Origin of the sequence: Alcaligenes sp. HNGD-HTN06 (assembly GCF_049932565.1) — a bacterium.
GTDB lineage: Bacteria > Pseudomonadota > Gammaproteobacteria > Burkholderiales > Burkholderiaceae_B > Alcaligenes > Alcaligenes ammonioxydans.
The window spans coordinates 3592483-3615023 of the sequence record NZ_CP187782.1; the positions used below are offsets into that span (position 1 = coordinate 3592483).

Sequence of the window (22541 nt, forward strand, 5' to 3'; positions counted from 1 at the left end):
TGTATCTTCATGCTGCACTCCGGGCCTTGCCAATCTGCCCGCTACGCAAAGCGGCAATAACCTGATCTTTAGGGCCATCCGCCACAATGCGCCCCATATCCATCACGATCAGTCGATCGACCAATTCCAGCAACGCTGTGCGGTGTGTCACCAGCACTACGGTCTTGCCTTCACATTCTTTCTGCAAGCTGCGACGCAGGGCAGATTCGCTCTGGTTATCCATATTGCTGCTGGGCTCATCGAGCAGCAATATGGACGGGTTGCCGATCAAGGCACGGGCCACGGCAATGGCCTGACGCTGGCCCCCAGACAGGGAATCACCCCGCTCGCCAATCATCATGTCGTATCCATCGGGATGGAGTCGGGCGAAATCATCTACCCCTGCCTGGCGGGCGGCCGCCAGCATCTGATCATCGGTCGCGTAAGGAGTACCCATCATCAGATTGTGTTTGAGGCTGCCGTAAAACAGCATGGGGTCCTGCGAGACATAACCCATGGAGCGACGTACGTCTGCCGGGTCGATCTGCTGGCTATCGATACCATCCAGCACCACAGTACCGCCCGTAGGCTTGTACAAGCCCAGAATCAGCTTGGACAAGGTGGTTTTACCGGAGCCGATGCGACCAATAATGCCGACCTTCTCGCCCGCCTTCAAAGAGAAGCTGACTTTATCAAGCACGTTCTGGCTTGCGCCCGGATACGCAAAACTGACGCTACGAAACTCGATGGAACCTTCCAGGTAAGGCCGCGGCACAAAATGTCGATCTTCCGGATGCTCGATGGGCATCGTCATGTAGGTATCCACCGACCCCAATGACGTTCGGGCATTCTGGTATTGCATCATCAGGCCGGCGACCTGCCCCAAGGGCGCAAGGCAGCGTCCCGCAATCATGGACGCAGCAATGATGCCCCCCATGGACAATTTCGTCTCCTGAACCAGATACACACCAATAATGACCACGCTGATAGTGACCATTTGCTGCAGCATCTGTACCGTGTTGACGGTCAAGGTCGAGGTCATCTTGATGCGTGCACCCTGTCGCGCCAGATACTCGGTGGACTGTTCCCAATCGCGCTGGGCATTGCTTTGCGCGTTCAGAACCTTCAGAGTTTCCATACCGGCCAGGGATTCGATGAGGCCGGCGTTACGCTGGGCAGCTGCCTGAAAGGTTTGCTTGGTCAGACGTTCCATACGCGCCTGAGCAAACCAGGAGATGCCCAAGATGACCACAATGGCCACCACGGGCGGGATCAGCATCCAAGGCGAAATCCAGGCCAGCACCGCCAAAAACAGCAGCACAAACGGCAAGTCGACCAGCGTGGTCAGACTGGCCGAAGCGATAAAGTCGCGCACTGATTCAAAAGAGCGCAGATTGGCCGCGAAAGAGCCTACCGACGGCGGCCGGTTTTCCATCCGCAAGTCCAGCACCCGCTCCATAATCCGCGCGGACAGCTGGATGTCCACCCGTTTACTCGCGACATCGACCACGTAGGCACGCACTGTACTGAGCACCATGTTCATGATCAGCACCAGTCCGATCCCGATCGACAGCACCCACAAGGTTTCAAGCGCCTTGTTGGGAACCACCCGGTCGTACACGTTCATGGTGTAGAGCGGAAGGGCCAAGGCAAACAGATTGATCAACAAGGCAGCGCCAAGCGCATCGCGATACAGTCGCCAGTTCTGCACCACGGCGGTCCAGAACCAGTGCTTGCCCTTCATAGGGGCTACACCATCCTTGGCACGCGCCTCAACCCGGAAATCGGGTTTGACAACGACCAACAGCCCGGAATACTGCGCTTGCAGATCATCCAGGCTGATTTCGCTGGGGCTCCCGCTTTCGGGGAAATGAACGTGCGCACGGCCTTCTTCCAGCCCCAGCAAGACACATGCCCGGTTGTTCTTCAACAACAAAATGACCGGGAACAAGCTGGCGTCCAGCTCGGTAAATACCCGGCGCCAGATCCGCGCCGTGCAATGACCGCGTGCCGCCGCCCGATTCAACAGTGCAGGCGTCAAGCGCCCCCGCTGCAAAGGCAAGCCCGCAGACAAGTGCTGGGGCGTGCAGGGATTACCGTGTATACGGGTAATCTCCGCCAGGCAAGTTAGAAGAGGATCATCATGAGTCAGATGAGGCGGGACACTGAATTCCCCGCTTGTTGGTGCCGTGCTATCAGATGAGTGGTTCATCGTCATTAATCAAATCCAACGAATCCCGCAGGCGCTGGCGGGTCAGTTTGCGCTCATTCAACTTGGCCAAAGCCTGGGGAGGCAGATCAGTCATGCGAAGCACACCGTTTGCAACCAGTGCGTCAATCAAATCTTCCAGTACCCGGATAAAACTCGCATCCGAGGCCGAAAGCTCTTGTTTGTAATCGTCTTCGTTCTGACTCATCCATGCCTCCTTTTTCTATCTAGTACGCCATCAGGCAGATATTAAAGTCCGGCTGCCTTCTCGCGCAGGACAGGCGGGGCCATGCCGTCGCGATAATCAACAGAGACTGGCATCAGGTTAGACGTATCTGGAACCGGTGTCATACATGCCTTGAACGCTTCTTCAGGAAAATCGAGCTTGGCCGCTTCTTCAGGTTGTTCCGAGTAGGGCTGGGACAGGCCTACGGACGACACCAGGCGGTGCGACAAAGTCAACCAACGGTATTCAGCTTGCTGGAGATCGTAAGTGGCATTGGCCAGCGCGCGACGGGCATCAAACAGCTCGTTTTCCGTATCCAGCAAGTCCAGCAAAGAGCGTTGACCAATCTGGAACTGCTGCATATAGGCAACTCGCACCTTGGAGGTCGCCAGTTCGTGCTGCTTCAGGAAAGGCAACTGGGCACGCAGACGCTCGATATTGTTCCAAGCCACTGCCAGATCCTGCTGTACGTTGCGGCAGGTGTAGTCGCGCACATCGCGGGCAGCATACTGTTGAGCCGTGGTTTGACGGATGCGGGCGGCATCAGCACCACCTCGGAACAGGTTGTACGACAGCATCAACTGCACATTGCTGCTTTGTGAATCACGGTAGGCAGATGCACCTGGGGGGTCAGTCTTGTCTTTACCAGTGGCAGCGCGCAACTCCAGCGTTGGCGACAGACGACCTTGGGCTACATGCTTGCCCGACTCGGCGGCCTGGTACAAAGCTTGTTTAGCCAGAATTACCGGGCTGGTACGCAAAGAAGGCAGGAAGTCCACGGTCTTGGCAGGGATGGACTCGCTCAGGCTGGGTGCGGCCTGCAATACTTCCGGCGCAGGCACGCCCACAATACGGCGGTAACGCTGCAACACGTCATTCAGATTGCCCGCTTCGGTCATCATATTGCTTTGGGCCAGGGCTTGGCGACCATAGGCCTGTTCCAGATCCACACCACGGCCTACGCCCGATTCGGAACGCTCCTGAATCTGGCTCAGAATGTTCAGGTGCATGCCATAGTTTTCACGGGCAAGCTTTTCCATTTCGCGGTAACGCAACACATCAATGTGCGCATTGGCCGCTTCCAGGGCCAGCGAATCTACCGACGCCAGCAACTCATAGTAAGTAGCCAGTTTTTCGTAGCCCAATTGACGCACTTGATTGATCGAGGAGAAACCATCAAAGATCAATTGACGCAATTGCAGGCTGTAGCCATTACGGGTCCAGTTGACCGATGGCGCACTCGATGTACCACCCCGCCATTCTTTACCGACCCAGCCCTGAGCATTGATTTCGGGCATCAAGGCACCCCGGCCCACATTCTGGCCTTCCAGCGCCGACTGGAAATCCTGAAAGCGAGCGCCAAGTTCAGGGTTGGACATAATTGCCCGCTCAATACTGTCCTTGAAGCTCAAGCTGTTTTCCTGCTGGGCAAGCGCTGGCTGCGCCAGTAGTAACGCTGTCAGCAGCGAACTTACCGTTAGAGTTTTCTTACCACGCACGTCGGCCTCCGTAAGATCCTGAGCCGCGTCCGCAACAGACGTCCTCGCGTCAGCGTTGCAACGCATGGCCGGATCATATTTAAGTACAAAAATGAAAGAAGAGTGGGATCGGTGTGCCACTTAAGATAAGCGAAAGGAACACCACCCGAGGGCCCAACACCTATGTATTGCACATAGGATTTACATCTAAGGCTGGCAAACCTGACGCCAGCCGCAGCAGTATGTTCATAATGGACCGGGGCAAGACAAGGCGGAGCTACAGGCTTCTGACCTGTATTCTTGGAGCATAACCTTGTGTCTATTTGTGACTTTTCGTATAGAGAAAGGTGAAACTCTCTACGTCGATCACAGGACAAATTGTATCTTAAATTACAAAGCTCTTCGTCGATCACAATGTTAAAAATGATAAATAGCCTGTGACAAAATCAGCAATAACGCCATGAAATTAAACGACTCCAAGATATTAGGCGCTTAACGACAAACCATTGTGTCATAAGTCACGCTCAGCACCGTTGGTAATAATCTACAAAAAACTTTCACCTTAATAAGCATTTGGGTTACATCGTCTACCGATCTAAATCTCATCTGTCGGTAAAAGGAATTTACGGGGCCAACATATAACTTTCTTTATTGTCGACAATAACTCACTTGTAACCGTTTCCCATTGCAGTTTGGTTTCTTTTTACTTCCTTGTACAAGGAATTGAAAAAAATACTTGTAATCAAAAACTTATAGCAATCGCGCGTTCCCCCCTGTGCCAGGCCCCTTTGGTCGCTTCTTAGAACCATCGCTTACCAGTTGTCCACTCCCTGGCGCTTGTCCCACCTCTGCCTGCCCGATACCATCGGAAGATACGTATTCAGTGAGCAACACTCAACTTGGAGGCCGCACATGTATCAACACCTGGCCCTGTATATCAATGGTCAATTTCTGGATGGACAAGGTCGCCAGACCCAGGCCGTCATCAACCCGGCCAACGGCAGCACGCTAGGCCAACTGCCGCTGGCGTCACAGGCCGATCTGGATGCCGCACTGAGCGCCGCCCAAGCCGCATTCAAAAGCTGGCGTCACAGTTCCCCGATGGACCGCAGTGCCATCTTGCGCAAGGTGGCGGAACTGTCCCGTGAACGCGCGCAGGAGATTGGCCGCAATTTGACGCTGGATCAAGGCAAGCCTTTGGCCGAGGCCGTCGGCGAGATCATGTCCTGCGCCGACCATGCGGATTGGCACGCCGAAGAGTGCCGCCGGATTTATGGTCGCGTCATCCCTGCCCGCAATCCAAAAGTGCAGCAACTGGTGCTGCGCGAGCCTATCGGTGTCTGCGCTGCGTTCACACCCTGGAACTTCCCCTATAACCAGGCCATTCGGAAAATCTGCGCCGCCATCGGAGCGGGCTGCACCATTATTCTGAAAGGCCCGGAGGACTCCCCCAGCGCAGTCATGGCCATTGCCCAGGCCTTTCACGATGCGGGCTTGCCACCGGGCGTATTGAATATTGTCTGGGGCATTCCACAAGAGGTCTCGGATTATCTGATCCGCTCCCCCATCGTGCGTAAAGTCTCGTTTACCGGCTCAGTCCCCGTTGGCAAGCAGTTGGCAGCGCTGGCCGGCGCTCATATGAAACGCATCACCATGGAACTGGGAGGGCACTCGCCCGTTCTGGTCCTGCCCGATGCCGATGTCGCCCGCGCTGCTCGTCAGCTCGCCCGGTTCAAAATACGCAATGCCGGGCAGGTGTGCATTTCACCCACACGCTTTTATATTCACGACGACATCTATACCCAGTTCGTGGACCGCTTTACCGAAGAATTGGCGAATGTGAAGGTGGGAGACGGCCTGGACCCGGATACACAGATGGGCCCCTTGGCCCACGAACGCCGTATTCCCATGATGCAAAAGTTTGTCGACAACGCCCGTTCGCTGGGCGGCAAAGTCGTGCTGGGAGGCGAGCAGATCAAACGCGACGGTTTCTTTTTCTCGCCTACGGTACTGACCGACTTACCTGACGATGCACTGGTCATGACCGAAGAGCCCTTCGGCCCCATCGCCCCCCTGACCCGCTATCATGATCTGGACGATGCCATCGCCCGCGCCAACAGCCTGCCTTACGGTTTATCGGCCTACGCCTTTACGCAATCCTTACAGGCTGCGCATCGCTTGGGCACAGAACTGGAATCGGGTATGGTCAACATCAATCACTTTGGCAGCTCTTTGCCCGAAACTCCCTTCGGAGGAGTCAAAGACAGTGGCATTGGCAGTGAAGGCGGGACTGAAACCTTTGACGGATACTTAGTCACCAAATTTGTGACACAGATCTAAGAATGGCTCCTGGCCCCGCTTTACGGGGCTAGGGTGAACCCCTACTGTACTAATTGTGTATTCCCGTTAAATTATTCAAACACTCGTTTGAAATTAGGAAATAACGGTGAAACGCTCTGATCGGACACAGTCCGCCATTCTCGACGCAGCCGAGCATCTTTTCGCGCTGTATGGCCACGAAAACACCTCCATGCGCCAGATTACAGCGCAGGCCAAGGTGAACCTGTCGGCTGTCAATTATCACTTCGGCAGTAAAGACGGACTGACACAGGCTGTATTTCAACGCCGCCTGAACAGCATCAATCAAGAGCGGCTGGAAAAGCTGGCTTTTTATCGCCAGCAAGCCGGTGATGGACCGTTGAAAGCATCTCAGGTGGTCGATGCCTTTTTTGGCCCGCTGATACGTCTAGCCGGTTCAGGCAAGGGCGCTCCACGCTCGTTCATTCCTTTGCCCGGACAGGATCGTCCAGCGCCACAAGACTTTATTCAGTCCATCTGCTGGGACGAACAAGTCGCCATCTTTCTTCCTTTCAAGCAGGCTTTGCACGAGGCGCTGCCCACCGTGCCGGAAGAAGAAATCATCTGGCGATTCCATTTCATGCTGGGTGCTACTTCGTATGCCCTGATGGGCACCCAATCATTGCGTCGGGCCTTGCAATTGCCCCTTAACGACTCTCCTGAAAGTGAGCAGCAATTGCAACAGCGTCTGATGAGTTTTCTGCTGGGTGGATTACGGGCCCCTTTGCCGGCCAGCAACTGATCTGCGAGGTCCTGGCAGTCGGGCTGCACCGAGGCGAACCGTACTGTTAGGGAACGACAAGCCTCAGGTAAGCATGAAGGTGTTTTTGCCGCTGAGCCGTACCGAGGGACAAAACGCCCCCCAAGGGGGCAACAAGCCAGCGGCGCAGCATGGGGGTAATTTTCCTACCGCCAAGCCGTCCCACGGTACAAAGCGCCCCCTCAGGGGGCAGCACGCTGAAGGGGCTGCATGGGGGCATTCTTTTTCTTTTTGAGCTAGTCCGGAGTTGCTATGTTTCTGACCTTGCTATTGATACTGCTGGTGCTTGGCTGCGTCTACGTTCTCAAAAACCGGAATCTACGCACTAAGTGGCTCAGTCGCCCAATTTACCGTGCCTTTTCCAGTGTTTTGCCCGCCATGTCCCAAACTGAGCGCGATGCGCTGGAGGCAGGGACAGTCTGGTGGGAAAGTGAGCTGTTTCGTGGAAAACCCAACTGGAATACCTTGAGCGCTTACCCCGCCTATCGGCTCACCGAGGAAGAGCGTCAGTTTCTGGACAATGAAGTCAATGTGGCCTGCGCCATGATTGATGACTGGCAAGTCAGCCAGGAAGACTTCGACATGCCCGTCGAAGTCTGGAACTACCTGAAAGAAAACCGCTTTTTCAGTCTGATTATTCCCAAGGAATACGGTGGTCGCGGTTTCTCGGCACAGGCGCACTCGGCCGTGGTGGCCAAGCTCTCGACACGCAACTCGGCCCTGTCCGTGTCGGTCATGGTGCCCAACTCACTAGGCCCGGCCGAGCTGCTACTGCATTACGGCACCGATGAGCAAAAGCAACACTATCTGCCCCGTCTGGCTGATGGCCGTGACATCCCCGCTTTCGCCCTGACCAGCCCATGGGCCGGTTCCGATGCGGCGGCCATTCCCGATGTAGGGATTGTCTGCAAAGGCGAATGGGAAGGTCAGGAAGTACTGGGCATGCGCGTCACCTGGGACAAGCGCTACATCACTCTGGCCCCGGTATGCACCTTGCTGGGACTGGCCTTTCGCCTCTATGACCCGGACGGCTTGCTCGGGGGAGAGAAAGACATTGGCATCACCTGCGCCCTGGTCCCCAGCGATCACCCAGGGGTAGAGACCGGTCGTCGTCACTTCCCTTTGAACGCCATGTTCATGAATGGCCCGACCCGCGGTAACGATGTCTTCATGCCACTGGAATTCATTATTGGTGGCCCTGCCATGGCCGGGCAAGGCTGGCGCATGCTGATGGAGTGTCTGGCGGCAGGGCGCTCCATCTCCTTGCCCTCCTCGTTTACCGGCATGGCCAAGTTAACCAGCCGCGCGGTAGGCGGGTATTCCGCCGTACGCACCCAGTTTCGCAGCGCCATCAGCAAGTTTGAAGGTGTGGAAGAAGCGCTGGCTCGCATTGCTGGCCACACCTATGCCATGGATGCCGCCCGCACCATGACAGCCGCGGCGGTGGACCTGGGCGAAAAGCCATCCGTCGTCTCAGCCATCGTCAAATACCATGTGACCGAGCGGGGCCGCATGGTGGTTAACGACGGGATGGATGTGATCGGCGGCAAAGGCATTTGCCTGGGCCCCTCCAATTTCCTGGGTCGCGCCTACCAACAAATACCAGTCGGCATCACGGTAGAAGGCGCCAATATTCTGACGCGCAGCCTGATTATTTTTGGTCAGGGCGCGATCCGTTGCCATCCTTTCATTCTGGAAGAAATGACTGCTGCGCTGGACCCGGATCGTGAAGCTGGACTGCGCAAGTTTGACCAAGCCTTCTGGGCTCACGTTCGTTACACTCTGGCCAACACGGGCCGTTCTTTCTGGCTAGGCCTGGGTGGCTGGCGTTTGCTAAGTGGCCCCACGGGCACAGCCAAGTCCATGCATCCCTACTACGGTCAGGCCAGCCGTTACAGCGCAGCCTTTTCCTTGTTGGCCGATGCTTCCATGCTGGTGCTGGGCGGCTCTCTGAAAATGCGCGAGCGCCTCTCCTCTCGTCTGGGAGATGCACTGTCCGAACTCTATATGCTCAGCGCGGTCCTCAAGCGTTACCAGGACGAAGGCCGTCAACAAGAAGATGCGCCTTTAGCTCACTGGGCGGCCCAGGATGCCTTGATGCGCACACAGCATGCCCTGGACAAGGTGCTGGAAAACTTTCCGAACCGACCTTTGGCTGGCCTGCTGCGCCTGCTGGTCTTTCCGCTAGGCCTGCGCCGCCTGGGGCCCAATGACAAGCTGGATCATGCCGTCGCCAAACTGTTGACCCGACCCGGCCCCACTCGTGACCGCCTGACCTACGACACCTATCTGCCCAACGATGACAAGGAGCCCGTGGGCGCTATCGAAGCGGCATTGCTGGCGGCTCTGAATACTCGCGATATTGACGCGAAAATCCGTCAGTTCGAAAAGAGCGGTCAGTTGCAGGACAACCCCAAGGCCAACGTACGTGATATAGCCGAAGCGGTCTTCCAGGCAGGCGGAATCAGCGCTCAAGAGTTCGAGCAAATTCAGGCGCGCGATGTCCTGCGCGACCGAGTGATCGCCGTGGACGATTTCCCTTTCGATCTGCGCCGGGAACGCGCCGCCACTGAAACCACCAGTGGGAGCCAAGCATGAGTTTTCAACCGGTCTATATTATTGACGGCGCACGCAGCCCGTTTCTGAAAGCGCGTAACGCGCCCGGCCCGTTCTCAGCGGGAGACCTGGCGGTACAAACCGGCCGCGAGCTTTTGCTACGCCAACCCTTTGAGGCGTCGCAGCTCAGCGAAGTCATTCTGGGTTGCGCGGCTCCGTCGCCCGATGAAACCAATATTGGCCGGGTGCTGGGTCTGCGTCTGGGCACCGGCCACAAAGTGCCGGGCTGGACCGTGATGCGCAACTGCGCTTCGGGCATGCAAGCGCTCGATTCAGGTGTGCAGGCCATCCAAACCGGTCGCTCGCAACTGGTACTGGCCGGCGGCGTAGATGCCCTGTCTCACGCCCCCATCCTGTTCAGCGACGATATGGTTCGCTGGCTGGCAGGCTGGGGCAAAGCTCGCAGCATGGGCGCACGTCTGAAAGCACTGGGCAGCCTGCGGCTGTCTTACCTGAAACCCGTCATCGGATTGCTCAAGGGGCTGACAGACCCCGTAGTCGGCTTATCCATGGGGCAGACCGCAGAAATTCTGGCCCATCAATTTGGCATCAGCCGTCAGGACATGGACGAATTTGCCGCTCGCAGCCATCGTCTGGCTCTGCGTGCGCAACACGAACACGCGTTTGAAGAAATCGTGCCGCTCAGCGATACGCGCGGCAACAGCTACCCGAACGATGATGGCGTACGTGCGGACTCCACACCTGACAAGCTGGCCAAGCTGCGTCCGGTCTTTGACCCGCCCTGGGGCAACATCACAGCGGGCAACAGCTCACAGGTCACCGATGGCGCTGCGTTGTTGATTCTGGCCAGCGAGACAGCCGTCAAAGAGCACCAGCTCAAACCGATAGGCCGAATTGTGGATGCCCAGTGGGCGGGACTGGACCCGGCCACCATGGGTTTGGGGCCGGTATTTGCGGCCACACCGATTCTGGAACGCAATCGTTTGGCCTTGAATGGCCCGGACTTGTGGGAAATCAACGAAGCCTTTGCGGCGCAAGTGCTGGCATGTCGCGCTGCATGGGACGATCAGCAATGGTGCCAGACGCATCTGGGACGTGATGCCCTGGGCTTGCTGGACATGGACAAGCTCAACGTGGACGGTGGCGCAATTGCGATCGGCCACCCGGTGGGCGCCTCTGGCGCCCGAATCGTACTGCATTGCCTGCATGCCCTGCGTCGTCGCAACTTGCGTCTGGGCATGGCCGCCATTTGTATTGGCGGTGGCCAGGGCGGCGCCATGTTGATCGAATCGCTGCAAGGAACTGAATCATGATGCCTGTCGCTACCTTGGATTTGCAAAACTTCACCCTGCATACGGACGATCAGCACATTGCCTGGCTGAAAATCGACTGTGTGGGCAGTTCGGTCAATCGACTCTCTGCACTCGTGTTGCAAGAACTGAATCAGGCCCTGGATTACCTGAGCGGCCATCCCCCAAAAGCGTTGATCATTTACTCAGGCAAAGCCGCCGGATTTATCGCGGGGGCTGATATCGACGAGTTTTCCGAACACGGCAACAATCCTGAAAAGGGTCTGGCATTGGTCACGCGCGGCTGGACGGTGTTCAACAAACTGGCCAAGCAAACCTATCCGACCCTGGCACTGGTACAAGGCCACTGCCTGGGCGGGGGACTGGAGCTGGCCCTGGCGTGTCGCTACTGCCTGGCCGTGGATCAGGACGACACGCGCCTGGCTCTGCCCGAAGTCATGCTGGGTATCTTCCCAGGCTGGGGAGGAATGTTGCGCCTGCCTGAATACATCGGCCCGGCTGCCGCCATGGACCTGATGCTCAGTGGCAAAAGCGTCGATGCGCGCAAGGCAGCCCGTCTGGGCATCGTCGATGCCTGCGCCCCGGTGCGTCTGGCCCGGCAAGCGGCCGTCAAGCAGGTTCTCAGCGGTAAAAAACCTCGTCGTGCCCAGGGCTTGCCCCGTCTGATGAACAGCAAGCTGCTACGTCCCCTGGTGGCTCGCCAGATACGCCAGCAACTGGAAAAACGTGATCCGTATCAACACTATCAAGCCCCTCGCGCCATTTTGGAAATTTGGGAGAAACACAATGGCAACGCGCTGAAAGCACCCGAGCTGATTGAACAGATCACCCGCTCTGACACCGCAGCCAACCTGCTGCGTGTCTTTCACCTGCAGGAGCGGCTAAAGAGCATCGGCAAACACGCCTCATCACAAGTGCTCAGTCATATTCATGTCGTAGGTGCGGGCGTCATGGGCGGCGATATTGCTGCAGTATGTGCTCTCAAAGGCCTGCGAGTGACCTTGCAGGATCAGGACCGAGAGCGGATCGCACAGGCTCAGGGGCGGGCCGCCAAGTTGTTCCAGCGCCGTCTGAAAGACCGCAGGCTGGTGCAGGCGGCGCTGGATCGTTTGATCCCGGACCCGAACGGTCATGGCATCGCTTCAGCGGATCTGGTGCTCGAGGCAATCTTCGAGAACGCCGACGCCAAGCGCAGCCTGTACACCACGATAGAGCCGTTGTTGAAGCCGGGGGCCATTCTGGCGACCAATACCTCCAGTTTGCCTTTGTCCGAGCTCAGCCTGAATCTGATCAATCCGCAGCGACTGGTGGGCATTCACTTCTTTAACCCGGTCTCTCGCATGCCGTTGGTTGAGGTCGTGGAAAGCGAATTGCTCGCACCTGACGTACGCAGCACCGCCTACGCCTTTGTGAACCAGATCGGCAAGTTGCCTTTGCCCGTCAAAGACAGCCCGGGGTTTTTAGTCAATGCCGTCTTGGCGCCCTACATGCTCGAGGCCATGCGCTGTGTGGACGAAGGACTGGAGCCGGCCACCGTGGACAAAGCCATGGTCCAGTTCGGCATGCCGATGGGACCACTTGAACTGGCCGACACGGTAGGTCTGGACATTGCCCGGGATGCCGGTGCGCAACTTAGCCAGCAGGCCGTCATGCCCGCCTGCCTGAAAAGCCATTTGGATCGCCAGGAGCTGGGTCGTAAAACGGGCCAGGGTTTCTATACCTGGAAAGATGGCAAAGCCCAGAAGCCACCCGCAGGAACGATACCCAGCGGTCTGGCAGATCGCCTGATCAAGCCCCTGATCGAACAGACGGAGCACCAGGTGCGCATCGGGGTGGTGCAAAACGAAGATCTGGCCGATGCAGGCGTCATTTTCGGTACAGGCTTTGCCCCCTTCCGGGGAGGGCCGCTGCATTACAAAGCAACACAAAAACAACGCAATTAGCTCGAATTGGCACAAATACCTATACGCCGATTGGCCTAGGTCATGCACCATAGAAAACAAACAGGTGTTTTAAAACTTATCATAAGCCTCTGTCAGACGTCGCACCTATACCTTGGAGAAGAGACATGAAAAAGACGGTTGTAGCTTTGCGTACCATTCCTGCCTTGCTCATTCCTCTGGGAATGAGCGTGGGCATGGGCCAGGCCCATGCGGCTGGTTTCAACTTGCTCGAACAAAATGCGAGCGGCCTGGGCAATGCCTACGCAGGCTCGGCTGCCATTGGTGAAAATGCCAGCACGATCTACTTCAACCCGGCTGGCATGACCCTGCTGCCCGACAACAACTTCTCGGCCGGCTTGAATGTCATCAAACCCACGTTCAAATTCTCCGATAAAGGCAGTACCGACCCCCTGGCTCTGACTGGTGGCGCCAGCCGTCCGGCAACCGGCGGCTCGGGCGGCGATGCAGGTAAAGTAGCGGCAGTTCCCAATATTTATCTGTCTCACCAGCTCTCGCCCAAATGGTGGGTGGGTCTGGGGATTGGTGTACCGTTTGGTCTGACTACCGAATACGATGAAGGCTGGATTGGTCGTTATCACTCCGAAAAATTCGCCATTGAAACCGTCAACGTCAACCCTTCGGTGGCCTACAAGGTCAACGACCAATTGTCGTTCGGTGTGGGGGTGAACTGGCTGCACATTGACGCGGACTACCGCCTGGCCACGCCGGTCGGCTACCATCCTGCACTGGGCCCCCTGGATATGGACACCCGCGTCAAGATGAAGGGCGACGCATGGGGTTGGAACGCCGGCTTACTCTATCAACTGACCCCCAGCACACGTTTGGGCGTGTCCTACCGCTCCCAGATTAAGATCACGGCTGATGGTGACACCAAGCTGCGCAATCGCAATGTCCCCGCCGGCATTCCTGCACCCAATATCAACTGGGATGCCGAAGCCACCATCAAGCTGCCTGACACTGCCATTGTCAGTCTGGTACACGACCTGAACTCGCGCTGGCAATTGTTGGCCGACGTATCCTGGACCGGCTGGAGCAGCATTCCGCGCCTGACTATCGAAAACAGTGGCCCCGGCGCCCGGGATTCCGGTCTGGAACTGAAATTCAAGGACGCCTGGCGCGTCGCCCTGGGCGCCAATTACCATTACAACGAGCAATGGACCCTCAAAGGGGGGGTGGCCTGGGACCAATCGCCAGTACGTGATGAAAACTACCGCCCCACTGCGTTGCCTGACAGCGATCGTTACTGGGTGTCTCTGGGTGCGCAATACCGCCCCAGCAAAAACGCCACCTGGGATATCGGCTACACCCACTTGTTCCTGAAAAATACAGATATGAACAACAACACCGATGTCGTCAATCGCGGCCTGACTCGCGGTACCTATAAAAACAGTGGCGACATTCTGGGCGTGCAGTTCACCTACCGCTTCTAAGGATGCACCATGGCCCGCAGTCGCCGCATGGAGCTGCTCGCACGCCTGCCTCCCACCTGGCGTGCCCGCTTTTTGCAGCTGGGCTTTAACTGGCACCCCGCCTTCCGGGCAACCGGGGGGCGGGTCCATAAAGTTTCCCCAAACCTGCAGCACATCGTCGTACGCCTGCCATTGCGTCGACGCACCCGCAATATCAATGGCTCCTTATTTGGCGGTTCCCTGTTTGCCATCACGGACGGCGTACACGCCACCATGCTGCTGGCCGGCCTGCAACGCCCTGTGATCGTGTGGGACAAAAATGCAGAGATCCAGTATCGCCGTCCCGGTTATCAGACTCTGTACGCCGATTTTCAAATCCGTCCGGAAGAACTGGACGCAATACGAGGACAGCTAGACCAGTATCACGAGGCTGAAGCCACCTTCACCGTACACATCCAGGACCCGCAAGGACAGGTCTACACCACGGTGGAACGCACCATCTACATTGCCGACGCCCACTTTTACAAGCAGAAATCACAATCACGCTAATTTGCAGGAGGACCGCTTCATGTTTACCCCCCGCTGTGCCGCCCTGATTTTAAGTCTGTCCCTTGGGCTACCCGCCGTTCAGGCGGCCACCGTCGCGCAGGTCTCCGTGCCTGATGCCGTCATGGTGGACCAACAAAGCCTGACACTCAATGGGGCAGGCCTGCGCAAGAAAGTTGTTTTTGATGTGTACGTCGCCGCCTTGTATACCGCCTCCCCGTCGCAGGATGCCCAAGCCATCATCCAGTCCCCCGGGCCGCATCAGGTTCGCTTGGTTCTCAAACGCGATCTGGATGCCCAAACCCTGATCGATGCACTGAAAGAAGGCATTCACAACAACCTAACCGATCCTGAAAAACAAGACCTGGACCCGGTCCTTAAACAGTTTGAGGATCTGATGCGCCAGGTGGGGCAAGCCAAAGAGGGCGATATCGTGATTCTGGACATGAACTCCCCCCAGGTCAGAATCCTGTTTAACGACAAAATGCTGGGCGAGCTCTCTCACCCGGGGCTGACCCCTGCCTTGTTGAAAATCTGGTTAGGCAAGAAACCTGCCCAAGAATCGCTCAAAAAGGCCCTGCTGGGATTGTCTTGAACCTACACGCCTCGGAGCGCTTCATGGATAAAGTCTGGCTGCAGAGCTACCCCGCCGGTATTCCTGCCACGATCGAAGATCAGGCCCAGCAGTACTCATCCCTGCTGGATGTATTTGAACAAAGCTGCACCGAGTTCGCGCAGCGCACGGCCTATATCAGCATGGGCAAGCGCATGAGCTTTCGTGAACTGTCTGAAAATGCCCTGGCGCTGGCCAGTTGGCTGCAAAGCCAGGGTGTGAAAAAAGGCGACCGAGTCGCCCTGATGATGCCCAATATGCTGCAGTACCCCATCAGCCTGTATGGCGTATTGCGCAGCGGGGCCACCATTATCAATACCAATCCACTGTATACCGCCCGGGAGCTGCGTCACCAACTGCAGGACAGCGGCGCAGAGACCATCATCATTGCTGAAAACTTTGCGCACGTACTGCAAGAAATCCTGCACGAGACTCCCATCAAGCGAATTATTGTGACCAGTGTGGGAGACTGCCTGGGCAGCGTTAAAGGGTGGCTGGTCAACCAAGTGGTGCGCCATATCAAGAAGGGAGTGCCTGCCTGGTCCTTGCCCGGTTCCCTGTCCTTTAAATCGGTGCTGGCAAAGGGCCGTACCCGCCCCCCTGCCCCGGTCACCCTGACCCACGACGACATTGCATGTCTGCAGTACACCGGTGGCACCACGGGCGTAGCCAAAGGCGCCATTCTGACGCACGGTAATCTGGTCTCGAACCTGAGCCAGGCCCTGGCCTGGATTCGCCCCTACCTCAAAGAAGGCCAGATCGACTGCGTGGTGACCGCCCTGCCGCTCTACCATATCTTCGCCTTCACCGCGAACCTGCTGGTGTTTCTTCGCCTCGGGGCGGAGAACCTGCTGATCATCAATGCACGCGATATTCCGTCCATGATCAAGGACATGGCCAAGCTGCGCTTTACCGCCATTACCGGCGTAAATACCTTGTTCAACGCCATGCTGAACAATGCCGAGTTCCGCAAACTGGATTTTTCCTCGCTTCGCTTTACGCTGGGCGGCGGTATGGCAGTACAGCAAGTCGTCGCCAAGCGTTGGCTGGAAGCAACCGGTAAACCCCTGGCACAGGCGTATGGCCTGACAGAAACTTCGCCAGCCGCCACCATCAACCCCCTGGATAAGCTGGAATTTACCGGATCAATTGGTCTGCCCGTACCCTCGACCGACATCCGCATCCGTGATGAAAACCAGAACGACCTGCCTTTGGGAGAAACAGGCGAACTGTGCATTCGCGGCCCGCAAGTGACCCCTGGCTATTGGCAGCGCCCCGATGAGACCGCCAAGGTCTTTGACCGGGACGGCTTTTTGCGCACGGGTGACATCGGCTATATGGATGAGCACGGATACGTGTTTTTGCTTGACCGTAAAAAAGACATGATTTTGGTTTCGGGCTTTAATGTCTATCCCAATGAAGTCGAAGCGGTTGCCGCGCAGCACCCGGATATTGTCGAGGCTGCCGCCGTTGGGGTTCCCGACGAGAAAGCCGGTGAAGTGGTCAAGCTCTATGTCATCAGCCGTAATCCCGCGCTGACTGAAAAAGAGGTCATTGCCTTTTGCCGCAAGAACCTGACCGGGTACAAGGCGCCACGCTATGTTGAATTCCGCGACGACTTGCCACGCACCAACGTTGGCAAAATCCTGCGACGGGAACTGCGTCCCTAGCACGTATTTGGCGCAGGCTTAGACGAAGATGAAAGGGGCTTATGCCCCTTTTTCATTAACCGGCGTATTCATAAACAAATAAGAATCAGATCGTTCGTCACCCTGATACCGCTCTTTAGAATGGGACAAACTATTCATATAAGCGAGTGTCAGAATGCACGCCCTGTCCCGCCTCTCGGAAACGAATCGCACCGCGATTGCCCAAATCACCGAAGAGCTCGATCCGCTGTCCCTGAACTGGCTGTCCGGTTATCTCGCAGGGGTCGCACAAATACGCCATAACGGGCTTCCCGTTCAGGTGCCGGCCGCTCCTGAACTGTCTTTGGTACCGGCCGCCGCTGCCCCCGCCCAACGTCCTGCCACCATTGTGTTTGGCAGTCAAACGGGCAATGCTCAACGCGTCGCCGAAGCTTTTGCTCAACGGTGTGAGGCGGCCGGTATTGCCGTGCGCCTGCTGCGCGCCGACCGCTACCCCACGCGCGAGCTGAAAGAAGAGCGTTTGCTGTATGTCATTATCAGCACGCAGGGCGAAGGCGACCCACCCGACGACTCCATCGGATTTTTCGAATTCCTCTCCGGTGCCCGCGCTCCCAAACTGCCCGGATTGAAGTTTGGCGTGCTGGGTCTGGGCGACTCCAGCTACCCCTTGTTCTGTGGGATCGCGGAAAAAATCGATCAACGTCTGGTCGCTCTGGGGGCAGAGCGCATCCTGGATACTGGCCTGGCCGATCTGGATATTGATACGGTAGCCGCCCCCTGGCAGGACAAGGCTTTTGCTTTTCTGGAAACGGATCACCAGGCCCACGCTGCAGCAGACTCGCCTGCTGCGCAATCGAGTAACGTCACCGTACTGGAAACCCCAGCGCGTAGCAGCTATACCCGTGATAATCCCTTCCAGGCCACCATCCTGCAAAGTCAAAGCATCACGGGCCGTGACAGCACCCGCACTATCTATCACTATGAGCTGTCATTGGAAGGCAGTGGCCTGCAGTACCAACCCGGTGATGCACTGGGTGTCTGGCCTACACAAAATGCCAAGCTGGTTGAAGCCGTCATTCAAACCTTGAAACTGGACCCGACCGAAACCGTCACCATTCAGGGCACCTCGCACACGCTGCAAGCATGGCTCAGCCACTACCGCGAACTCACCCAACTGACCAAACCTTTCCTGGTGGAACTGGCCAAACGCAACAGCGATACCGTGCTGCAAACAGCCGTAGGGCCAGACGGTTTGAACACCTTGCAAGCGTTGCTAAAGACCCATCAAGTACTGGACGTACTGGAACGCTTCCCGGCCACCTGGAGCGCCGCCGAGCTGGTACAAGCCTTGCGCCCTCTGGCACCGCGCATGTACTCCATCGCATCAAGCCAGTCCGAAGTGGACGAGGAAGTACATCTGACCGTCGCCAATGTGCACTACCAGTTCAACGGACAGGATCGGTGGGGCGTCGCCTCGGACTATCTGGCCAGCCGCAGCGAAGGCGATACCGTGCCGGTCTTTATCGATCCCAATACGCGTTTTCGCCTGCCTGAGGACAACGACCGGGACGTCATCATGATTGGCCCCGGCACTGGGGTTGCTCCCTTCCGGGCTTTTGTACAGGAACGCGGTATCCAGGGCGGTAAAGGCCGCAACTGGCTCTTTTTTGGCAATCCGCACTTTCACTCTGATTTCCTCTATCAGACCGAATGGCAGCGCGCCTTGCAGGATGGGCAGTTGCAGCACCTGGATCTGGCTTTCTCGCGGGATCAGGAAAACAAGATATACGTTCAACATCGCCTGCTGGAAAAAGCGGCCGAAGTCTATGCCTGGATTCAGGGCGGTGCCCATATTTATGTATGCGGCGATGCCACACAAATGGCTAAAGACGTTCACCAGACCCTGCAAAAAATAGCGCAGCAGGAAGGCGGACTGGATGCAGACCAGGCTCGCAGCTGGTTGGAAGAACTCTCGGCGCAGGGCCGCTACGCCCGCGACGTTTACTGAGAAGCAAGGACATGACAACAAAGAAAATCGCCGCTATCGAACAGGTCAAGATTGATAGCCACTATCTGCGCGGTAGCATTACCGAGGGTTTGGCCGATCCCATTACCGGCGCCATCAGCGAAGACGACAACAAACTGCTGAAATTTCACGGCAGCTATCAGCAAGACGATCGCGACCAGCGCGAAGAACGCCGCAAGCAAAAGCTGGAGCCGGCCTTTAGCTTCATGATTCGCGCCCGCTTGCCCGGTGGCGTGGTGACGCCTGCCCAGTGGCTGGCATTTGACAAGATCGCCTGTGACTGGGCCCAGTTCGGCCTGCGCATTACCACCCGTCAGACCTTTCAATGGCACGGCGTACGCAAGCCATTTTTAAAACCCACCCTGCGCGCCATTAACGACGCCTTGTCCACCACCCTGGCAACCTGCGGCGATGTGAACCGCCAGGTTGTCAGCGCAACCAACCCCCTGCTGTCCGAGCAGCACGGCCTGGTACAAGAGTGGGCTGACAAGATTTCTGAAACCTTCCTGCCCAAAACCCGCGCGTACGCCGAAATCTGGCTGGATGGCAAAAAAGTCGAAGACGCCATTGACGGCGAGGATTTCGAGCCGCTTTACGGCAAAACCTACCTGCCTCGCAAGTTCAAGATTGGTATTGCCGTGCCGCCTTTGAATGATGTGGACGTATTTGCGCAGGACATCGGCCTGATCGCCATTATCGACAACAATCAATTGCAGGGCTTTAACGTGGCGATCGGCGGCGGTATGGGCGCCACCCACGGAGATGAAACCACGTATCCGCGCCTGGGCAGCGTGATCGGCTTTGCGCGCCCCGAACAGATATTGGCGGTATGCGAGGCCATCATCACCACCCAACGGGACCACGGTAATCGAGATGAACGTCGTCATGCCCGTCTCAAGTACACCGTGGACAAGCTGGGGGCAGACTGGTTTCTGGAAGAGGTACAAAACCGCAGTGGTCATACTCTGGAGCCTTCAAGGCCCTATCACTTTGACCACAATGGCGACCGTTTTGGCTGGATTCAAGGCAACAATGGCCGCTGGCACCTGACCCTGCGGGTGGATTCGGGACGCCTCATGGATACCGAAACAGGTCCCTGGCTAAGCGGCATGCGTGAAATCGCCAAGATTCATCAAGGCCATTTCCGGCTGACCTGCAACCAGAACCTGATTATTGCCGACGTTCCCGAGGCGGATAAAACCGCTATCGACAAACTGGTGGCCGACCACAAGCTGGACGTATATCAAACGCAAAGTGGCATACGCAGCAGCACGATTGCCTGCGTCTCTTTGCCCACCTGCGGTCTGGCCATGGCCGAAAGCGAACGCTACGCCCCCATCCTGTTGCCCAAGCTGGAAACCCTGCTGGACAAATACCAGCTGCGTAATGAGCGCATTGTGCTGCGCATTTCCGGTTGCCCCAACGGCTGCGCCCGCCCTTACCTGGGTGAAATTGCACTGGTTGGACGCGCACTGGGCCGCTATGACTTGCGCCTGGGAGCCAACTTCAGCGGCGAACGTCTGAACGTGATCTATCGTCAGAATATTGCCGAACCGGAAATCCTGAGCATTCTGGACGAGCTGTTTGGCCGTTTCGCAGCCGAGCGTCTGCCAGATGAGCACTTCGGAGATTTCCTGGTGCGCGTCGGCGTCATTACCGAACCCACGAGCCGTCTGATTCCCCTGGTTTTACAGCCGGCCTGACATGAACCTCTTTCCTCTATTCGCCAACTTGAAACAACGTGCAGTACTGGTGATCGGCGGTGGCGAAATTGCCGAGCGCAAAGTACGTCTGGTCCTGGCTGCCGGAGCTCAGGTCACGCTAGTCGCCCCTTATGTGGTGGACAGCCTGGAAGCTCTGGCTCGTCAGGGACGCATTACCCTGATCCGGGAACGCTACCAGGCCCTGCACCTGCAGGGGGCTTGGTTGATCATTGCCGCAACCGACAAGCGGGAAGTAAACCAGGTGATCGCCCAGGACGCCCAGGAAGCGCGCATTCTGGTCAATGTGGTGGACGACCCCGAGCTGTCCAGCTTTCAAGTGCCTGCTATCGTGGATCGTTCCCCCCTGATTATTGCCATTTCCTCGGCCGGTTCGGCCCCCATGCTGGCACGACGAGTCAGGGAGCAATTGGAAACCATGTTGGACCACAGTCTGGGGGCGATCAGCCGTCTGGCGCAAGAGTACCGCAGCGCCATTCGACGCGCCCGCCCCGAGCTGGGTGCGCGCCGCCGGTTTTACGACTGGTTGCTGGATGGCCCGGTGGGCGCCGCCCTTCGCAGCCACCAGGATGAACAGGCACGTCTTAGCCTGGAAAACGCGCTGCAAGAGCCTGAAGCCCCCCGTGCCTCTCAAGGTCGTGTCATTCTGGTGGGCGCCGGCCCAGGCGATCCCGGACTGTTGACCCTGCACGCCTTGCGCGCGCTGAACCGTGCCGACGTGATTCTGTACGATCGCCTGGTATCCGATCAGGTGATGGAACTGGCCCGCCGTGACGCCCATCGTATTTTTGTGGGCAAACAGTTGGGCGAGGACCATCATCAAACCCAGCACCGCATTCATCAGCTGATGATTGACTACGCCCGCGCTGGCCAGACCGTCGTGCGCCTGAAAGGCGGCGATGGCTTTATTTTTGGCCGGGGCGGCGAAGAACTGGAGCATCTGGCCGAGCATGGTATCGCGTTTGAGGTGGTGCCCGGCATCACGGCTGCCATCGCATGTGCCGCCTATAGCGGCATCCCGCTGACGCACCGTGAGCACGCACAGTCCGTGCAGTTCGTAACGGCACATCGCAAAAGCGGGCACGGAATCGAGGATTGGAATCCTTTGCTCGATACTAGCCAAACAGTCGCTGTCTACATGGGCTTGCAGCAAATCCTGGGCTTTAGCCATGAGCTGGTACAGCGTGGCCGCAGTGCCTCCACACCCTGCGCCCTGATTGAAAACGGCTCACGCCCGGAGCAGCGCACCTTGTTGTCCACCCTGGACACCATTGCCCAAGATGCCCAGCAACATCAGTTTGCCAGTCCGTGCATTTTGGTAATTGGTCAGGTCGTGACCCTGGGCAGTACCTTGTCCTGGTATGGCGAGTTGATTGATCAATTAAGTCCCCGTGCCGTCATTGAACCAACGTTGGACAAGGCGCTTGCCGCAGCCTGATTGCCAGCCCAGACACGGGCCTCGATCTCAAAGCAGGTTTTCTCGCCGCGCCGGGCCGTTATGGCGAGCAATTCAGACACAAGGTTACGTCTCTGAACAGGGAATCATCAGCAAGACAGGCAGAAGGACGACAAACTCAACCGGCGGCGCTCGCTGCTGACGAGGTCACTGGCCGGCATGGTTTCAGACAAAAATCGCCAAAGCCCTCAACATTCAAAAACGTTGAGGGCTTTTTTCTTAAGGCTCTTGGCTTGGGAGATGCTGACAGTCTGGAAACA

Annotated in this window: 15 protein-coding genes; 12 read left to right on the top strand and 3 right to left on the bottom strand. The window is 57.2% G+C overall.

The genetic code is table 11. The features are described from left to right. Positions 1-7: 7 nt before the first annotated feature. Genes ACOZ42_RS16410 through ACOZ42_RS16420 form a run of 3 tightly spaced genes read right to left on the bottom strand, consistent with a single transcriptional unit; the run spans position 8 to position 3979 of the window. Complete coding sequence (locus tag ACOZ42_RS16410; protein ID WP_039943650.1) at positions 8-2197, bottom strand: type I secretion system permease/ATPase; 2190 nt, start codon at positions 2195-2197, stop codon at positions 8-10. After that, positions 2175-2396, bottom strand: coding sequence for a hypothetical protein (locus tag ACOZ42_RS16415; protein ID WP_003802992.1), 222 nt, complete (start codon positions 2394-2396; stop codon positions 2175-2177). The genes ACOZ42_RS16410 and ACOZ42_RS16415 overlap by 23 nt, the downstream gene beginning before the upstream one ends. A 41-nt stretch (positions 2397-2437) precedes the next feature. Next, positions 2438-3979, bottom strand: coding sequence for a TolC family outer membrane protein (locus ACOZ42_RS16420; protein ID WP_426345380.1), 1542 nt, complete (start codon positions 3977-3979; stop codon positions 2438-2440). Positions 3980-4804: 825 nt separating this feature from the next. Between ACOZ42_RS16420 and ACOZ42_RS16425 the strand changes: the two genes are divergently transcribed. The 12 genes from ACOZ42_RS16425 to cysG all read left to right on the top strand — a co-directional run bounded on the left by ACOZ42_RS16425 (position 4805) and on the right by cysG (position 22263). Next, on the top strand, positions 4805-6232 hold the full coding sequence (locus ACOZ42_RS16425; RefSeq protein WP_059318604.1) for an NAD-dependent succinate-semialdehyde dehydrogenase: 1428 nt from the start codon (positions 4805-4807) through the stop codon (positions 6230-6232). Positions 6233-6338: 106 nt separating this feature from the next. Further along, on the top strand, positions 6339-6992 hold the full coding sequence (locus tag ACOZ42_RS16430; RefSeq protein ID WP_426345381.1) for a TetR/AcrR family transcriptional regulator: 654 nt from the start codon (positions 6339-6341) through the stop codon (positions 6990-6992). A 270-nt stretch (positions 6993-7262) separates the two neighbouring features. Continuing rightward, on the top strand, positions 7263-9608 hold the full coding sequence (locus ACOZ42_RS16435; protein WP_003802996.1) for an acyl-CoA dehydrogenase: 2346 nt from the start codon (positions 7263-7265) through the stop codon (positions 9606-9608). Next, the gene (locus ACOZ42_RS16440; protein WP_003802997.1) at positions 9605-10900 is read left to right on the top strand and encodes an acetyl-CoA C-acetyltransferase; all 1296 of its coding nucleotides are present in this window, start codon (positions 9605-9607) and stop codon (positions 10898-10900) included. The genes ACOZ42_RS16435 and ACOZ42_RS16440 overlap by 4 nt, the downstream gene beginning before the upstream one ends. Further along, positions 10897-12840, top strand: coding sequence for a 3-hydroxyacyl-CoA dehydrogenase NAD-binding domain-containing protein (locus ACOZ42_RS16445; RefSeq protein ID WP_240209117.1), 1944 nt, complete (start codon positions 10897-10899; stop codon positions 12838-12840). The genes ACOZ42_RS16440 and ACOZ42_RS16445 overlap by 4 nt, the downstream gene beginning before the upstream one ends. A 125-nt stretch (positions 12841-12965) precedes the next feature. Then, on the top strand, positions 12966-14291 hold the full coding sequence (locus tag ACOZ42_RS16450) for an OmpP1/FadL family transporter (RefSeq protein ID WP_003802999.1): 1326 nt from the start codon (positions 12966-12968) through the stop codon (positions 14289-14291). A 9-nt stretch (positions 14292-14300) separates the two neighbouring features. After that, positions 14301-14819, top strand: coding sequence for a DUF4442 domain-containing protein (locus ACOZ42_RS16455; protein WP_003803000.1), 519 nt, complete (start codon positions 14301-14303; stop codon positions 14817-14819). A 19-nt stretch (positions 14820-14838) separates the two neighbouring features. Further along, on the top strand, positions 14839-15411 hold the full coding sequence (locus ACOZ42_RS16460) for a chalcone isomerase family protein (protein WP_003803002.1): 573 nt from the start codon (positions 14839-14841) through the stop codon (positions 15409-15411). A 23-nt stretch (positions 15412-15434) separates the two neighbouring features. Next, positions 15435-17099, top strand: coding sequence for an AMP-binding protein (locus ACOZ42_RS16465; protein WP_336580015.1), 1665 nt, complete (start codon positions 15435-15437; stop codon positions 17097-17099). Positions 17100-17253: 154 nt separating this feature from the next. Beyond that, a complete protein-coding gene (locus tag ACOZ42_RS16470) occupies positions 17254-19086 on the top strand; it encodes an assimilatory sulfite reductase (NADPH) flavoprotein subunit (protein ID WP_219235355.1) in 1833 nt (610 codons plus the stop codon). 11 nt (positions 19087-19097) lie between these two features. Beyond that, positions 19098-20807 (top strand): assimilatory sulfite reductase (NADPH) hemoprotein subunit, encoded by a 1710-nt coding sequence (gene cysI / locus ACOZ42_RS16475; protein WP_426345382.1) that lies wholly within the window; start codon positions 19098-19100, stop codon positions 20805-20807. A gap of 1 nt (position 20808) precedes the next feature. Beyond that, a complete protein-coding gene (gene cysG, locus ACOZ42_RS16480; protein ID WP_240209118.1) occupies positions 20809-22263 on the top strand; it encodes a siroheme synthase CysG in 1455 nt (484 codons plus the stop codon). Positions 22264-22541: the final 278 nt, after the last annotated feature.

Excerpts from the sequence above, each read along its gene's own strand:
- ACOZ42_RS16410 (WP_039943650.1), bottom strand. The coding sequence starts at position 2,197 with ATGACGATGAACCACTCATCTGATAGCACGGCACCAACAAGCGGGGAA.
- ACOZ42_RS16415 (WP_003802992.1), bottom strand. The coding sequence starts at position 2,396 with ATGAGTCAGAACGAAGACGATTACAAACAAGAGCTTTCGGCCTCGGAT.
- ACOZ42_RS16420 (WP_426345380.1), bottom strand. The coding sequence starts at position 3,979 with ATGCGTTGCAACGCTGACGCGAGGACGTCTGTTGCGGACGCGGCTCAG.
- ACOZ42_RS16425 (WP_059318604.1), top strand. The coding sequence starts at position 4,805 with ATGTATCAACACCTGGCCCTGTATATCAATGGTCAATTTCTGGATGGA.
- ACOZ42_RS16435 (WP_003802996.1), top strand. The coding sequence starts at position 7,263 with ATGTTTCTGACCTTGCTATTGATACTGCTGGTGCTTGGCTGCGTCTAC.
- ACOZ42_RS16440 (WP_003802997.1), top strand. The coding sequence starts at position 9,605 with ATGAGTTTTCAACCGGTCTATATTATTGACGGCGCACGCAGCCCGTTT.
- ACOZ42_RS16445 (WP_240209117.1), top strand. The coding sequence starts at position 10,897 with ATGATGCCTGTCGCTACCTTGGATTTGCAAAACTTCACCCTGCATACG.
- ACOZ42_RS16450 (WP_003802999.1), top strand. The coding sequence starts at position 12,966 with ATGAAAAAGACGGTTGTAGCTTTGCGTACCATTCCTGCCTTGCTCATT.
- ACOZ42_RS16455 (WP_003803000.1), top strand. The coding sequence starts at position 14,301 with ATGGCCCGCAGTCGCCGCATGGAGCTGCTCGCACGCCTGCCTCCCACC.
- ACOZ42_RS16460 (WP_003803002.1), top strand. The coding sequence starts at position 14,839 with ATGTTTACCCCCCGCTGTGCCGCCCTGATTTTAAGTCTGTCCCTTGGG.
- ACOZ42_RS16465 (WP_336580015.1), top strand. The coding sequence starts at position 15,435 with ATGGATAAAGTCTGGCTGCAGAGCTACCCCGCCGGTATTCCTGCCACG.
- ACOZ42_RS16470 (WP_219235355.1), top strand. The coding sequence starts at position 17,254 with ATGCACGCCCTGTCCCGCCTCTCGGAAACGAATCGCACCGCGATTGCC.
- cysI (WP_426345382.1), top strand. The coding sequence starts at position 19,098 with ATGACAACAAAGAAAATCGCCGCTATCGAACAGGTCAAGATTGATAGC.
- cysG (WP_240209118.1), top strand. The coding sequence starts at position 20,809 with ATGAACCTCTTTCCTCTATTCGCCAACTTGAAACAACGTGCAGTACTG.